The organism is Candidatus Methanoperedens sp. (genome assembly GCA_027460535.1).
Lineage (GTDB): Archaea > Halobacteriota > Methanosarcinia > Methanosarcinales > Methanoperedenaceae > Methanoperedens.
Map to the genome: position 1 here is coordinate 107,773 of JAPZAR010000031.1, position 15,299 is coordinate 123,071.

The window sequence follows — 15,299 nt, forward strand, 5'->3', positions numbered from 1 at the left end:
GAGAAGAATTCACCGTTGAAACGTGGCATCGAAATGAAAAATATATTGCATAATTAGAATTGATTTCTTGAATCCAGAATTGGATTTCTGAGAACATCGGTAGACTCGTCCTAGGTTGACGCCGAACGCTAAGAGCATCCAGAGACGGCTGTGAACTATGCTTCGCCTCGAACAAAGTAATCTGCCAATAACTCAGCCTGCTTTAACACTGTATCAATAGCTTTTTGCTGCATATCCGGCGGATACCCGTATTTGTTTAATGTTCTTTTTACCAGTACCATTAGCTTTGCCCTTGCACTTTCCCGAATTGTCCAATCTATTGTCGCATTAGCCTTTACCTTTTCTGCCACTTCAATTGCAATAATTCTCAATTTGTCATCACCTAAGACTTCAACCGCTGAACCATTTTCAGCAAGTGCATCATAGAAAGCCAACTCTTCTTTTGATAAACCTAAATGAGCTTCTCTTTCATCATTCTCCTTTATTTTCTTGGCAACTTCATCAACTAAAAACTGTATAATTTCTGCTGTTGTCAGCAATCCATTATTGTACTTCTTGATTGCAGTTTCAAGCATTTCAAGCAAGGCCTTGCTTTTTACAAGGTTGGTTTTTGAACGGGTTCGGATTTCATCATTGAGGATTTTCTTTAACAATTCAAGAGCCAGGTTCTGATGCTTCATACCTTTTATCTCCTGCAGAAATTCCTGTGAGAGAATGGATATCTCAGGCTTTTTTATGCCTGCCGCATCAAAAATATCTATCACCTGATCTGAACTCAACGCTTCATCAACTATCTGTTTTATGGTAGTTTCAATATCCAGATCTGATCTGCCACCACCGTTGCCTATAAACTTTACAAGCCTTGCCTTTACAGCCTGAAAGAATGCAACTTCATCTGTTATTGCCAGCGCTTGTCCGTCTGGCACGGATAACGCAAACGCCTGAGAAAGCATTGTGACTTCCCGGATTAAACGGTTCTTGCCATTCTCAAGACCCATTATATGTTCCTCTGCCTGTAAGATTATCGAGAGCTTTTCTTGTGGTGAAGCTGAAAAGAAACGCCTGTAATTAAAGCCCGTTCCAGGATATTTGCCATAATAAGCCGTGGGTTCCGCGATAAGGATCGCCTCTTTTGATTTGCTTTCTTCAAAGAAAAGCTGGCGCACTATTTCCAACTTCTCCAGCATTGCAGCTACTGCCTTTTCCTGCCCTTCTGCAGGGTCGCCTTTTCCACCTGAATTAGAATAAAAAGACAATGCTTTTTTAAGGTCTGTTGCAATGCCAAGATAATCAACAACCAGACCGCCAGGTTTGTCTCTAAATACCCTGTTTACCCGCGCTATAGCCTGCATCAGACTGTGGTCTCTCATTGGCTTATCAACATAAAGCGTATGCAGACAGGGCACATCAAAACCCGTGAGCCACATATCTATGACGATGACCAGTCTTAACGGGTCTTCCGGGTCTTTCATTCTATCGGATAAATCCCTACGCTGCGATTTAGTGGTGTGATGCTTCTGCATGACTGGGCCGTCAGCACTGGATGCAGTCATGACAACTTTGATCGCACCTTTTGACAGGTCGTCATTATGCCACTGCGGTCTAAGCTTGGTGATCTCATTATAGAGGTCAACCGCAATCCTGCGGCTCATAGCCACGACCATTCCCTTGCCCTCAAATCTGGCTGTCCGCAGCTCAAAGTGTGTGACGATATCCCTTGCTAAATTCTTTATCCGTTCCGGATTCCCAACAATGGCTTCAAGTTTTGCCCACTTGGCTCTTACTCTTTGCTTGTCGGTTATTTCTTCGTCTTCTTCAAGTTCTTTATCGAACTCTGCGATCAAGCGCTTGCCTTCCTCATCCAGATTTACTTTGGCAAGACGGCTTTCATAATAGATCTTAACTGTTGCGCCATCAGCAACGGATTGTGAAATATCGTAGATGTCAACATACTGCCCGAAAACTGCCGGGGTGTTTACGTCTGTACTTTCAATGGGCGTGCCTGTAAAACCAATGTATGTAGCATTGGGAAGGGCATCTCTCATATACTTGGCAAAGCCGTAGGCTATGCGTTTGCCGATTACATCTTTGGTTTCTTTGTCTTTTACATCAACAAGCTTTGCTTCAAAGCCATACTGGGTTCTATGCGCTTCATCAGCAATAACTACAATATTTCTTCTGTCTGAGAGCCGGTCGAATTCTGCCTTGCCTGCTTCGGGTAAAAACTTCTGGATGGTTGTAAACACAATACCGCCGGAGGCAACGTTCAGCAGTTGTTTCAAATGCTCCCTGTCTCTTGCCTGTACCGGTTCCTGCCTCAGCAACTGCTTTGAGGCTGCAAAGGTGTCAAATAGCTGGTCGTCAAGGTCGTTGCGGTCTGTGATAACTACAACGGTGGGATTGTTCAGGCTTAAAACAAGCTTGGCTGAATAGAAAACCATCGAAATGGATTTGCCGCTACCCTGTGTGTGCCATACAACACCGCCTTTGCGGTTTCCATTTGTAGAAGCTGCTTTGATTGTGTTTTCTACTGCTTTATTGACTGCATAGTATTGATGATAGGCTGCTAATTTCTTTTCAGTCTCAACCTGTGTAATGCCTGTTTTTGGATCTTTCTTCTTTGATTTCTCAAATATTATGAAATTGCAAACAAGGTCTAATAAGGTAGTGGGGTTCAGCATTCCTTTTATCAGGATCTCTAACTGTGGAATGAACCGCGATGCTTCTTTTTTGCCGTCTGCACTTTTCCATGTCATGTAGCGGCTGAATCCTGCAGAAACGCTTCCTGCCCTGCAATCCATTCCATCTGAAATAATGCAGACCTCATTGAAAGCAAATAAGCCCGGAATGGTGGCTTTGTAGGTCTGGATTTGGTCAAAGGCTTTTTTTATGGTTGCAGTTTCATCTGCTGCATTCTTCAACTCAAAAAGCACGATTGGGATACCATTGATAAAGAGCAAGATGTCAGGTCGCTTGTTCTGGTTATTCTCAACGATCGTGTACTGATTGACAACTAAAAATTCGTTGTTTGAAGGATGAGCAAAATCAATCAACGCCACTTCAAAGCTTCTTTCGTAGCCGTCCTGCTGATATGGTATTTTTATTTTCTCAATTAAGAACTGGTGAAAGGTTTCATTGTTGTGCAACAGGTCTGGTGAATAAATACGCAGCACTTTTTGCACAGCCTGTTCCTGTGCATCCGCAGGAATATCAGGGTTTAACTTTGCAACAGCTTTGCGCAGGCGCTGCGTTAAAATGATCTGATCAAAACCTTCTCTCTCGGCAAACTCGGCGCCGGGGGCGATGGAAAGACCGTGGACATGTTGCCAGCCTAATGTCTTAAGTATTTCGATGGTAAAGGTTTCGATTTGTGATTCAGTGATTTTATTCGTCGTCATCTTTTTTTCCTGTGATGCGCTTTATCTCTTTGTCAAAATCGGAGATGTAATTTTTATCCTGAATTTTCTTGAATCTTTCATATTCTTTATTGACCAGAGCCAGAGCAACTTCATGACTGATTTGCCCGGCATTGGTGAGTATTTCGTATTCACTGAATTTCAGGAAGGCGTTCAGTTTTTCAATCCAATCTTTCATGTACATTGGCGAATTGCGAACCGCCTGTAATTCCGCAAAATCAAGATACATGGTAACTATGCGGTTCAAATGATCAAGCTCAGGTTTGTCTAGATAGTTTTTTGCTATGGTAACATCACCTGGCATGATTTTACCGCCAGGTGCTTTTCGCCATGATGTCAATCCCATATTTGGCTTGTCGCTGCTGGCTCGTGTGGCTATAATTTCCGCGGCGGTCTGCCCTGTAATGGCAAAGTGCAGTTTGTTCTGTACCATCGCAAAGAACTGTTTTGTGTCCTGTGCTTTTGGCGAATAGTCAATAGAAGTGGCGTAAATATCAGTAATTTTCTGATACAACATCCGCTCACTGGAACGGATATCCCGGATTTCTTCGAGTAAGTCGTCAAAATATCGTGCGCTGAAACGGGAACCATATTTAAATCTGTCGCTGTCAATCGCAAAACCTTTATGAATATATTGCTGAAGAATTGAAATTGCCCATTGCCGGAACTGTGTGCCACGTTCTGAGTTAACCCTGTACCCCACCGCGATAATTGCTTCAAGCGAATAAAACTTTGTCTGATATTCCTTGCCATCTTCGGCAGTATGTGCAAAATTTGCACATACTGAATCTTCCTCTAACTCGTTCTCAGAAAAGATGTTCTTCAGGTGCTTGGTGACAACACTACGATCTACATCGAACAGTTCCGCAATCCGCTTCTGGGGAAGCCAGATGTTTTCATTAGCGTATAGCACTTCAATGTTGATTTTTCCATCAGGTGTTTGATAAACGGTAATTTGATTGTCGGGTAATTTTTTATTTTTGGCCATATTTTACCTTTCGTACATCCACGGAACCTCTGTTTTTTTCAGTTATTCTGCCAGTGGCTTTTCGCAGGCGTTCCAGCAGTAGATCATCTTCAAAGGAGCCACTTTCCGGTTTCTCGCCAGCAGGGGCAATGTCGGGAGCGTAGAGATACTGGTAGCCCTGCTTTTCGAGGAGTTCGATTGCGAATTTTTCGATGACGGATTCGGTAATATTGGTCATTGTATTTGTTTCTTATTCATTGGTTTAGTTTAAGTACAGAGTTTGCCAGCCTTTTTTCATTGCCTATCGGTGTTGTGTAATATCTCTGCTCAATACCATACAATATCTTTTTAAGATGGTCGTCTGTGCTAACAAGAAATGTGTCATCTTCTACTGGAACATCTTCACAATACGACCGTATATATTGAAAAATCTGCTGTTTGTTATCTTCTGTGAATTGGTTTAATATATCGATTGCCATTGCTATTCGCTTTCTATTGGCTGTTTTCACATTGTTGCAAGTAAATGTTTCATCAAGAGAAATGAAGTCTTGCTCCAGAAAAGCATCAACTTCGGCTTGAGTGGCTTCTCTGTAGAGTTCCTCAATACCTCTGAATATTGATTTGACTCTTGCTATATTTTTAAAGTAAAGACTGTCAGCGTTTATATCGTAAACAGCATCAACAAAACTATTGAGGATTATAATAGGCTTATCAATTTCAAGCGTTGGTTCGCTTGAAATGCGAAACCACTTTTTATAAATTAATTGAGTTGAAGACATCTTCAGAAAAAGAAAAAAATTGCCTTGTTTGCTACATAAATAATTGATTTTAGAATATTGTCTTACAGTTATTTGATTATAAACTGTACTATCAAAGGTGCTTCCTATAAAGTTATTCTCATAACCAAGACTTAAAAAGTTATCTAATTTAAACCATTCACCATCTTCCAACTTATATGCTGGCGAATATGCTTGACTATCTGATAAGTCAGGCAAATCAAATACGCCTCTTTGAACTGACATGACCTTCAAAAACTCTGCATTTCGACCTTTTATTTCTGCTAGTAAATAATTCATAATATTACCTTTCCATATCCACAAATGTATATTTACCTTTCCATATCCATAAATGTATAATTATTGATGCGTTTTAGATTGTCAAATGCTGCGCTTTTAGGCTCTTTTATTTGCTTTCGTGTAATTAATAACACTTTGATATTCTTATTGTTCACGAGATAATAAAAGTTGAATCCAAACAGGAAAAATATCGGATTAAAATAAGAAATTCTGGAATAAAAAATAAAAATACAAATTATCCCGAAAACATAAAGAAATACCTCAATGTTTGGAATGCTTAACGCAACAAAAAAATAACCTAAATAACTTGGTAAGAATGCGTCATTGGCTGGTTCAATAACCGAGATGGAGCCTGCATCTATCGTGTCTGTGCCTAAAAAGTTAATAAGCCGCATACTCAGCCATGTAAATATTAAAACTACTACAAAATATAAAATATAAGAAATTATATTTGGTAAGCTTGAAAGGTATGGATACAAAGAGTTTATGACAATCCCTTCTTTAATAAGAAATACAATCAACGAGAGTAATAATGAATTTAATGTCAAACAAAATTTAAAAATGTGTTCTATCATTCATCCTCCTCACATTTCAACCCTCACTTCCCCGCTCATCAACTTCGGCAGCAGCGTATCGCGCAGGCGGGTGAGGGTGCGGATTTGGATTTGATTGCTTTTTATTTTTTCAAAAGTTGGATTAATTATTTCATGCATTTCTTTTAATTTATTTTTTGGCGGAACTAATACCGTTGCACTTGATAAATGATGTCTTTGGATATGTCCCATTGTGGTTGCTTTATCTTCTGCTATTCCTTGAAATTCAGGTAAGTGATATTTCACCCAGAAATAATAAAACCATTGTGGAAATTCAGTTGATGAAACTTTAAATAAATGTTGATTCAAAACTCCTTTACCTTCTGACCAAATCACAATATCTAAACTACCTGACCATGAGAAAAGCATATCACCATTATGAACCAAATATTTTTCAGGAACATCATTAGTTGCAATATCCGAAGCATCTGTAATTCCTGTTCTCAATTCTTTTATCTTGATAACAGGCAAACCAACTTCACCGACTTTTGCTGGAAATTTCTGACAAGCTAAACCATTTAAGAACTCTGCAATTTCATCCATACCTTTTTCTTCCCACCCCTCCTCCGCCTCTTCCACAAACCACTGCCTGAACAGCGTCTCTGCCAGTGCCTCCAGGGTTTTGTTCTGGCGGTGCAGCAGGTCTATTTTGTTGTCGAGGCTGGAAAGCACAGAGGCGATGGATTGTTGTTCTAGGAGGGGGGGGACAGGGAGAAAAATTTCCTTTAAAGCAGAAAGATTTAATGTTGGCTGAACTGTATCGTTTGTGTGACTATAGATTTGATATTTTACTTGTTCAAAAGAGAAGCAGTATTTTATAAATGATTTATCATAAGCCTCAGAAATATTGGAAACACTCACTGCTCTTGCAACATTCCAACCTTTGTAGACATTGGGGACAATTGCACATTCTCCAACACTTCCAACAACCGTTAATAAAAGTTCCCCACCCTTAAGTCTTGTTCGGGAATATTTTTTTTCAATCTCTTTATCTACCATCATCACATCAACTGAAAAAATTCTTCCGTCTTTTATGTTATTAACTCTAAGAACAGGGATACTATTGGTAACTTGATGGAAACCGGGTTGAACAATGCCATAAGACAGACCATTCGGGATAATTATTCTCTCAAAAGGCAAGCAGTCCCAATGTTTAGGAATTAATCCAACTTTACTGTCTTTGTATTCCATATCATCCCACAGTTGTGTTATTGATATTGATTTTAGAAAGATTGTTTTGAATACGATTGTTTAATTCGGTTTCTTCGATAATTTGTTTTTCCAACTCGGTTTTCAGAGAAATAAATCGTTCAACAAAATTGAAATCATCCTCATCATCTGGCAAGCCAATATACCTGCCGGGTGTCAGTACATAGTTCAAAGTCTTTACGTCATCCAGTGCCGCTGATTTACAGAATCCCTGCACATCCTTATATTCCCCTTCACCTGTGCGCCAGTTGTGATATGTGCGCCCGATCAATGCAATATCTTCATCAGATAACTCCCTGTTTTTGCGGTTAATCAAATGCCCCATATTACGGGTATCAATAAACAATATTTTGCCCTTGCGTTGCTGTTTGTTACGGCTCAAAAACCACAAGCATGCGGGAATCTGGGTATTCAGGAATAGCTTGGTTGGAAGATTCACAATGCAATCTATTAAATCATTTTCCACCATAGCCTTGCGTATATCGCCTTCGTTGTTGGTTTTGGTGGTCAGTGAACCCTTAGCCAAAACAAAGCCAGCCTGCCCCGTCGGCGCCAGATGATAGAGGAAATGCTGTATCCATGCATAGTTGGCGTTGGCTGGCGGCGGCGGCAGTTTTTGTCCTAATACGCTCCAGCGCGCATCATCACGGAGCATCTCGCCGCTCCAGTCACTGTCGTTGAATGGGGGATTTGCAATGATGTAATCGGCCTTCAGATCCTTATGCATATCGTTGAGAAAAGAGCCTTCATTGTTCCACTTTACATTGCTGCTGTCAATGCCGCGGATGGCAAGGTTCATTTTGGCCAGGCGCCAGGTGGTCTGGTTGCTCTCCTGCCCGTATATTGAGATGCGGTCTTTGGGATCAATGCTTAATTTCCTGCCATTATTTTTTTTATAATGATCCTGATGCGCCTCAATGAACTTTTCACTCTGCACAAACATACCGCCAGAACCGCAGCAGGGGTCAAAAACGCGCCCTTCATAAGGCTCAAGCATCTCAACCAGTAGCTTTACAACGCTACCCGGAGTGTAGAACTGTCCTCCCTTTTTGCCTTCTGCCAATGCAAATTCACCCAAGAAATATTCAAATACCTTGCCCAAGAGGTCTTTACCTTTTGCTTCCTTAGTACCCAATTCCGCGCTGCCTATAAGGTCAATCAAACCGCCAAGGCTCTGTTTGTCTAATTTCTCCTGTGCAAATACTCTGGGCAACACCCCTCTGAGGGAAGGGTTGTCCTTTTCGATTGCATCCATGGCTTCATCTACATCTTTGCCTATGGTGGGAAGCTTTGCTCGACCCTGCAACCAATTCCAGCGCGAAGAAGGGGGCACGTAAAAAACCTTTTCAGCAGTGTATTCATTCTTATCTTCGGGGTCAGCACCTTCATAGGCGCCTTTGCCTTCTTTCAGCTTTTGATGAAGTTCGAGAAAGGCGTCAGAAATATATTTCAGGAAGATCAAGCCCAAAACAATATGCTTGTATTCGGCTGCATCCATGTTCTTGCGCAACTTGTCGGCTGCCTTCCAGAGTTTCTTTTCTAAGGGTTCATCATTGTGGTTATTTTTTTCTTTATCGAACCGGGCCATCAATCAGTCTCCTATACAAACAATATATATTTTATTTTTAAGTCCGAATGAACTGCAGGCGCTCTTAGTGCGCGCGCATCGTAAATAACATAAAGTACAAAGTAATGCTGCTTTCATAATAGATGACTTTTTGTAACTTCAATAATTCGATCTAACATAATAGCTGAATTTCTAAATTTCATATCCTTTTCCTGTGGATTTCCAATTTTCTCTCTAAAACCTTGTGTTATAGAATCAAGGACAATATCCAAGTCTTCTCTTAGTTTTATCTCTTTCTCATTTAAGACTTCATTTAAGTCAGGTTGATTTTCTGTATGATATTTCTTCATATAATTGGATATTTTAATAATTTGATTTTCAATTTCTTCTTGTGATTTCTTTTTGAAGATGTTCTTATCATTTTTAATAAAGGATATCCAATTCTTACTATTTCGTTTACTATTACAAGTAGGGCAGGACGGAACTACATTTCCTATAACATGAAGTCCACCAATTGTTTCTGGCCACAAATGGTCAGGCTGTAAATCTTGATCATCCTTGGAAATACCACAATAAACACAATTAGGCCCTAATTCCTCAAGTGATCTCTCAAATGCATCCTCTTGACTATGCTTCTGCAATAAAACTGATAAAATAGCCTTTCTAAATGCACCACGTCCATTTCCTAGAATTTGTGCAATTGGTTTCGGTTTTGGCATTGTTTATCTCCTTTATGTTATATATTTAGTGTCACTATTACGCACAACGGTATGAGTGTTTGATTAGGACGGAACCTTTGGATTTTAACCTGTTAAATGAAATTGCTCTTTGATTATACAAATCAAACAACAGCATCAATCTTCACCTGATTCATATGTTTCTAAAAGTAAAACCGAAACTCCCGGGCCGCCTTCATCATTCCATTGCCCTTCGTGTCTATTCGGTGGAAGGTCATTATTTGAAAAAGAAAAATCAACCAACTCCTGCAGGAAAGATCGTCTTGATGGTCGTATGCTAGGAGGCGTTGCATAGAAACACCCATCTATTTCAGATGGCGAAGCTCCTGTAGTTCTAGGTTGTTTTCCGTATTTAGAATTAGCTCTTCGAAATGCTTTTTCAGCGGAGCTTTTTAAAATGTCCCAAACGACTCTTGACCATCCATTTTCCTTAATAGCTGTTTTGCTATCATCAAATGGATCACCGGAAAGGAGTTCCAATGAATGAACAATTTCCAATCCGAGGTCACAATGATCCATTATCGGATTGCTTGGAATGCAAGATCCGATAGGATAGGTGCATGGACTACCCAATATACCGGATTCCGGTCTTTCAGGAGGTCGGTCATCAATAAGTAGATATTGAGCGCCTCTACGTGGAGCTGAGGGCTTAACGTGTCTTGTTTGACCATTTAATGAGCCAGAAGTGACATAGGTAAATGCAGGCCACGTTGAATAAAGTTTTAATTGGTCTTTGTCATTTCCACGAAGTTTATATGGCTGAACCGCAGACTTTTTTGCCTGATATAAAATTGCATTTCTAATTACATTTCCGTCAATATCAGAATGGACATGACACCATAATAAATCGCCGAGTTCGCATGAGTTGCCTTTCATACCGCTAAAGTTGACTTTAGGTGTCTGATGACAATAAATTCCAGTAACAACAATCCGGATTCCGAGTGAATCAAAAACATTGCGCCATTCATTTTCAATAATTTTTGTACCATTTAAAACCAAAGATGCAACGATATCTGGTTCTTCAGGCTCATTACCTCTGATTCTACAATTATTCCATGCTTCAATCATGCTTACTGATATTGCATATCGAGCAGAAGTAACTAGATAAGGCTTAACCTTCATAACAGTAAGCAAAAATGACATGTTCCTTCATCTCTATTATTATATGCTCTTGCGTTCGCTTTTTGCACATTACTCGTTCATATCCGAACTCGATTCGAATATAGGTTCTTTTGCCTGAATACCAATTCCTTACTCATCAAATACCACCTCGCATTATATTTGTCTAAAGGATTTTTTATTCTGCTTAATTCTATATTACTCACATATGTATAAGAGTTCCTCATAATAGTGAATTTAAACCATAATACTAATGGTGGCCTTAGTCATGCAAATGCATGGCTTATCAGTGCACAGTTAATTATTTCAGGTGCAGGAACAGTAAGACAAAAGCCTTTATAACAAAGATCGCACACATGGTCGAAAAGGAAGCCATCAACCCATCCCAGGTCCTTCATCACCATACATTCCTATCTCGCAGTGGATAGCTTTCAACCGAGTTCTTGACCAGCTTGCCGTACTTCTTCTACCTTCTCATCTCCATGGTGAACAGGGTCTTCAATCAAAATAATCCCATAGCCCTTCATATCCAGCAGCCCCATCACCCTATTCCTCTCGCCAGCCATCTTGAATCTATAGCAGGACTGTCGCCCAACCGCAGGCGGATTCGGGCCGAACGGGCGGCGGGGGTTTGATGTGGTTGCCCGGGGTGCATATCGGCACCAAGGGATTAATATTTTTTAAGTGATACATGTCTTCGACCCTTCCTGCACCCCAATTCTTAAATATTATTGTTCACATATATGAACATATGTTCAAAAAAATGAACGTATTCTCAAAGCCCTCCATACAAATAATACAATATCTTGGCAGGAGATATCGAGATGGCTACTATGTCCGCGAGATATCAAGAAATCTTGGTATCGGTCTGGGATCAGCGAGCCAGAGCCTGAGAACGCTCGAAGAAGCCGGACTCGTTTTAAAAGAGCACAAGGGCAGGCTGGTAATATACAGGGCGAACATGCAAAATTTCGTGCTCAGGGAGTTCAAGATACTTCTCACCCTTCTGGAAATATATCCGTTCATCTTGCCCTTAAAAAAAATCTCTTCAAGGATCATCCTATTTGGAAGCTGTTCCGCAGGGGAGGACACAATAGACAGCGATATCGATATTTTCATTGAATCCGATAATAAAAGAGATGTTTCCATGCTTCATGACCGTTATTGGGAAGAGATCCCCAGGAAGATATCTCCCATTATTCTGGACGCCTCTGAATTCAGGAACCTGGAGGCTAAAGACAGACCACTTTTCGAAAGGATTAACATTGGAAAAGTAATCCATGAAACATAATGAGATATCAGTTTGAACAGTGCATTGACAAAGGTAAGATAGTAAAAATCGAAATAGCCTCTGATCTAATATCTAAAGAGATCGATGAGGCAAAAAACGATCTTAATTCATGCGAGAGATCCATACAGGAAAGTAACTTCAAATGGGCGATAATCCAGGCATATTATTCCATGTTTCACTCATTTAGAGCCCTTATTTTCAGCAAAGGCTATAGAGAAAAAAGCCACACTTGCATAAAATACGCAATAGAATCTCTTTTTGTGGACACAGGCGCTCTGGATAACCAGCTCTTACAGGACTTTAGCTATGCCATGAAGGTCCGGGAAGGAGCGGATTATGGAAGTGTATATGGTAAAGACTCTGCGCTGGAATTGCAGATCTCAGCAGGTAGAATATACGAAGTAGCTAAAAGGTTAATTTCATAGCCCTTCATATCCAGTAGCCCCATCACCCCATCCCTCTCGCCAGCCATCTTGAATCTATAGCAGGACTGCCGCCCAATTGCACGCTCGAAGCCTGACCCGCGAGAGGTTGTGGAGGCGGTGGTGAGTGGGGTGCTTGAGGAAGAATCGCATAATGAGAATATCAAATGAAAATAAAGAAAACATATATACGATATTAGTAATCTATTAAAATTGCATTAATATGGTAAAAGCGATAGTGAATATAAACGAAAGAGCCAACAGGGTATTAAATATAGTAAAAGCAAAACATGGTTTGAAAACCAAATCTGAAGCTATTAATAAAGTGGTAAGTGAGTATGGAAAATCACTTCTTGAACCTGAACTGGATATTCTCAAAACTTGCAAAGAGAGATCCGAAAAAGATGCGGATGATCGAGAAAAAGATAAAACAGATTTGTGAAAAACCTCTGCATTTCAAACCCTTAAGAGCGCCGATGCAGCATTTGCGAAGAGTCCATATTGATAAAAGCTTTGTCTTAACCTATTCAGTCAATGAGAAAAATAAAGTTGTGGTAATAGAAGATTACGATCACCATGATAAAATCTATTTATAGTAATTTTTATTTTACAGCACCGCATCGCCGCCAGACCAGCTCGTGCCCCTCTGCGATAAGCTCGAAGCCGGACTCCTGCGCTCGCAGGCGGACAGCGAGAGGTTGATGGAGGCGGTTGGAGGATGCTGGCGGGGCTTCGGGAACATATCGGCGCAGGGAGTTTAATATTTTTGAAGTGATATAAGATGTGATAGAACACGGAGCGCACTGATAACACAGAGTGGCATGGATTAAAATTATCCGTGCGTATCCGTTAAATCCGTGTCATCCGCGTTCCATTCTTCGAACCGCCTCCCCCCACAAAAAGAAGCAATAACCGTTTCCCCGCCCCCCATCGCCGCCGCCTGCCCCGCGCCATCGCCAGCACTATCCCTCATCGGATAGCTCTCAACCGGAGTTCGCTGTTGATTCTGAGTAAACGCGCTGTCCCATAGGCCGTGAGGCTGCTTCGGGAACATATCGGCGCCGCGAGATTAATATTTAAAGAGAGATAAATGTGCGGTGCGCAAAGGACGCGAAGCATGCCCCATCACCTTATTCCTTTCGCCAGCCATCTTGAATCCATAGCAGTGCAGGACTGCCGCCCAACCGCAGGTGGATCCGAGCCGAATCTCGGTTTTGATGCGAGGTGGTTACCTGGGGCCGTATCGGCGCCGGAATTGAATATTTTCTAAGTGATATATATTTCTCCAAGTGAACAGGGTCTTCATTCAAACTAGGGTCATAGCCCTGCATTTCCGGCAACCCCATCACCCTATTCCTCTTGCCCACCATCTTGAATCCATAGTAGGACTGTCGCCCAACCGCAGGGGTCTTCAATCAAAATTAGACCATACCCCTTCATATCCACCAGCCTATCACCCCATCCCTCTCACCGGCCATCTTGAATCTATAGCAGGACTGTCGCCCAACCGCAGGCGGATTCGGGCCGAACGGGCGGCGGGGTACGCATACATCAGATGGTTGATCTTGCTGAGGGCGAAGGCGGATTATCAGGATGGAGAATGAGGGGAAGTTCTATCGGGATATTCTTATCGCAAAGATGAATTATGCGAAGACGAAGAGGCTCATGGAGCAAGATAATGTTTATATTTTACCTTATGATCCCCAACTGAAAACACAATCTATCGATTAGTTCTTCCTGTAAGCTCAAATCCTCGATTTTACCTAAATCCCTGATAAGGCGCCTTTTGTCAAGAGTCCTTATTTGATAACATAGTGCAATGGACTCTTTCTCAAGCCCTCCGGTAGAGGCGGGGATCAAAACCTCATTCGGATAAATCCTCCTTTCTTGTTTTCTTGATGTTATCGGAATAACGTTCACGACCGGTAGTATCTGATTTATCTCTTCCTCGCTTATTACAATGACGGGACGTATCTTCCCCTGCTCAGAACCAATAACGGGATCTAGATTTACCAAAAATATATGCCATTTATACTGCATCATCTAATCCTTCTAGATCAATCGATTTGAAATCTTCAGATATTTCTTCCATATCTTCGAGGAACAGTTTGTCTTTTGCAGCGTTCTTCAATTCACGGATTCTTTCTCTGAAGCTATCCTGCTTTTTCTTCATAATCAAAATTACCTCAACTGTCTCATTTTCAGGGAATTCCCTAGGGACTTTGATCTTTATTTCATGGTTCTTTGGTATCTTGATAATCTGTTTGACTGCTTCCATGTCTTAGTCCTCTTGATTGGCATTTCAGGTGCTTTGTGGTATCTTAAACCGATGTCATAGTATTTGATACGCATTTTATACACTTAAACTTGGTTTTATAGGATATATAATCTGATGAGATACCGTGCTGAATCTACCTTGACACGAGTCTGGGACTTTTGCAAGGGAAGACTTTGGAGGAACTCTTTCTTTTCAGGATGTAATTTTGTAATGCGCGGTTTTTGATGTTGTCCGGGGGCATATTGGCGCCGGAATTGAATATTTTGGAAGTTATATATGTTTCTCCACAGTGAACAGGGTCTTCAATCAAAATAAGACATAGCCCATCACATCCAATACCCCATCACCCTATTCCTCTCGCCAGCCATCTTGAATCCATAGCAGTGCAGGACTGCCGCCCAACCGCAGGTGGATCCGAGCCGAATCTCGGTTTTGATGCGAGGTGGTTACCTAGGGCCGTATCGGCGCCGGAATTGAATATTTTGTAAGTGATATATATTTCTCCAAGTGAACAGGGTCTTCATTCAAACTAGGGTCATAGCCCTGCATTTCCGGCAACCCCATCACCCTATTCCTCTTGCCCACCATCTTGAATCCATAGTAGGACTGTCGCCCAACCGCAGG

General features: G+C 41.2%; 18 protein-coding genes. 7 read left to right on the plus strand and 11 right to left on the minus strand.

Annotated features, from left to right (window positions below):
• Window positions 1-155: 155 nt before the first annotated feature.
• From O8C65_14825 to O8C65_14860, 8 genes are all read right to left on the minus strand, one after another.
• Complete coding sequence (locus O8C65_14825) at window positions 156-3,398, minus strand: type I restriction endonuclease subunit R (GenBank protein MCZ7358191.1); 3,243 nt, start codon at window positions 3,396-3,398, stop codon at window positions 156-158.
• Window positions 3,385-4,404, minus strand: coding sequence for a virulence RhuM family protein (locus O8C65_14830; protein ID MCZ7358192.1), 1,020 nt, complete (start codon window positions 4,402-4,404; stop codon window positions 3,385-3,387). The genes O8C65_14825 and O8C65_14830 overlap by 14 nt, the downstream gene beginning before the upstream one ends.
• Entirely contained in the window at window positions 4,391-4,621 is a 231-nt protein-coding gene (locus tag O8C65_14835) for a type I restriction endonuclease (GenBank protein MCZ7358193.1), read from the minus strand. Before O8C65_14835 ends, O8C65_14830 begins: the two co-directional genes overlap by 14 nt.
• 16 nt (window positions 4,622-4,637) lie before the next feature.
• Complete coding sequence (locus tag O8C65_14840; protein ID MCZ7358194.1) at window positions 4,638-5,459, minus strand: hypothetical protein; 822 nt, start codon at window positions 5,457-5,459, stop codon at window positions 4,638-4,640.
• Between the two features lie 584 nt (window positions 5,460-6,043).
• Entirely contained in the window at window positions 6,044-7,243 is a 1,200-nt protein-coding gene (locus tag O8C65_14845; protein MCZ7358195.1) for a restriction endonuclease subunit S, read from the minus strand.
• Between the two features lies 1 nt (window position 7,244).
• Window positions 7,245-8,849: a class I SAM-dependent DNA methyltransferase gene (locus O8C65_14850; GenBank protein ID MCZ7358196.1), complete on the minus strand. Its 1,605-nt coding sequence runs from the start codon at window positions 8,847-8,849 to the stop codon at window positions 7,245-7,247.
• 113 nt (window positions 8,850-8,962) lie between these two features.
• Window positions 8,963-9,547: an HNH endonuclease gene (locus O8C65_14855; protein ID MCZ7358197.1), complete on the minus strand. Its 585-nt coding sequence runs from the start codon at window positions 9,545-9,547 to the stop codon at window positions 8,963-8,965.
• A 135-nt stretch (window positions 9,548-9,682) separates the two neighbouring features.
• Entirely contained in the window at window positions 9,683-10,687 is a 1,005-nt protein-coding gene (locus O8C65_14860) for a hypothetical protein (protein MCZ7358198.1), read from the minus strand.
• Between the two features lie 440 nt (window positions 10,688-11,127).
• On the opposite strand from O8C65_14860, the gene O8C65_14865 reads away from it, so the two are divergent.
• The 5 genes from O8C65_14865 (at window position 11,128) to O8C65_14885 (ending at window position 12,993) form a co-directional block, all read left to right on the plus strand.
• Window positions 11,128-11,319: a hypothetical protein gene (locus O8C65_14865; GenBank protein MCZ7358199.1), complete on the plus strand. Its 192-nt coding sequence runs from the start codon at window positions 11,128-11,130 to the stop codon at window positions 11,317-11,319.
• A gap of 116 nt (window positions 11,320-11,435) precedes the next feature.
• Complete coding sequence (locus O8C65_14870; protein MCZ7358200.1) at window positions 11,436-11,975, plus strand: nucleotidyltransferase domain-containing protein; 540 nt, start codon at window positions 11,436-11,438, stop codon at window positions 11,973-11,975.
• Complete coding sequence (locus tag O8C65_14875) at window positions 11,975-12,400, plus strand: HEPN domain-containing protein (protein ID MCZ7358201.1); 426 nt, start codon at window positions 11,975-11,977, stop codon at window positions 12,398-12,400. Before O8C65_14870 ends, O8C65_14875 begins: the two co-directional genes overlap by 1 nt.
• A gap of 220 nt (window positions 12,401-12,620) precedes the next feature.
• Window positions 12,621-12,839, plus strand: coding sequence for a DUF2683 family protein (locus O8C65_14880; protein ID MCZ7358202.1), 219 nt, complete (start codon window positions 12,621-12,623; stop codon window positions 12,837-12,839).
• Window positions 12,808-12,993 carry a hypothetical protein gene (locus O8C65_14885; protein MCZ7358203.1) on the plus strand — a complete coding sequence of 62 codons (186 nt, stop codon included), beginning with the start codon at window positions 12,808-12,810 and terminating at the stop codon, window positions 12,991-12,993. Before O8C65_14880 ends, O8C65_14885 begins: the two co-directional genes overlap by 32 nt.
• A 236-nt stretch (window positions 12,994-13,229) precedes the next feature.
• Here the strand turns inward: O8C65_14885 and O8C65_14890 are convergent, their stop codons facing one another.
• A complete protein-coding gene (locus O8C65_14890; protein ID MCZ7358204.1) occupies window positions 13,230-13,370 on the minus strand; it encodes a hypothetical protein in 141 nt (46 codons plus the stop codon).
• Between the two features lie 117 nt (window positions 13,371-13,487).
• Here O8C65_14890 and O8C65_14895 point away from each other — a divergent pair, with 117 nt between their 5' ends.
• Both O8C65_14895 and O8C65_14900 read left to right on the plus strand, forming a co-directional pair.
• Window positions 13,488-13,667, plus strand: a complete 180-nt coding sequence (locus O8C65_14895) for a hypothetical protein (GenBank protein MCZ7358205.1) — start codon at window positions 13,488-13,490, stop codon at window positions 13,665-13,667.
• A 19-nt stretch (window positions 13,668-13,686) separates the two neighbouring features.
• Window positions 13,687-14,001, plus strand: a complete 315-nt coding sequence (locus tag O8C65_14900; protein MCZ7358206.1) for a hypothetical protein — start codon at window positions 13,687-13,689, stop codon at window positions 13,999-14,001.
• Between the two features lie 85 nt (window positions 14,002-14,086).
• On the opposite strand, the gene O8C65_14905 is transcribed toward O8C65_14900, so the two are convergent.
• A complete protein-coding gene (locus O8C65_14905; protein MCZ7358207.1) occupies window positions 14,087-14,440 on the minus strand; it encodes a type II toxin-antitoxin system PemK/MazF family toxin in 354 nt (117 codons plus the stop codon).
• Window positions 14,427-14,675: a hypothetical protein gene (locus tag O8C65_14910; GenBank protein ID MCZ7358208.1), complete on the minus strand. Its 249-nt coding sequence runs from the start codon at window positions 14,673-14,675 to the stop codon at window positions 14,427-14,429. The genes O8C65_14905 and O8C65_14910 overlap by 14 nt, the downstream gene beginning before the upstream one ends.
• Window positions 14,676-15,299: the final 624 nt, after the last annotated feature.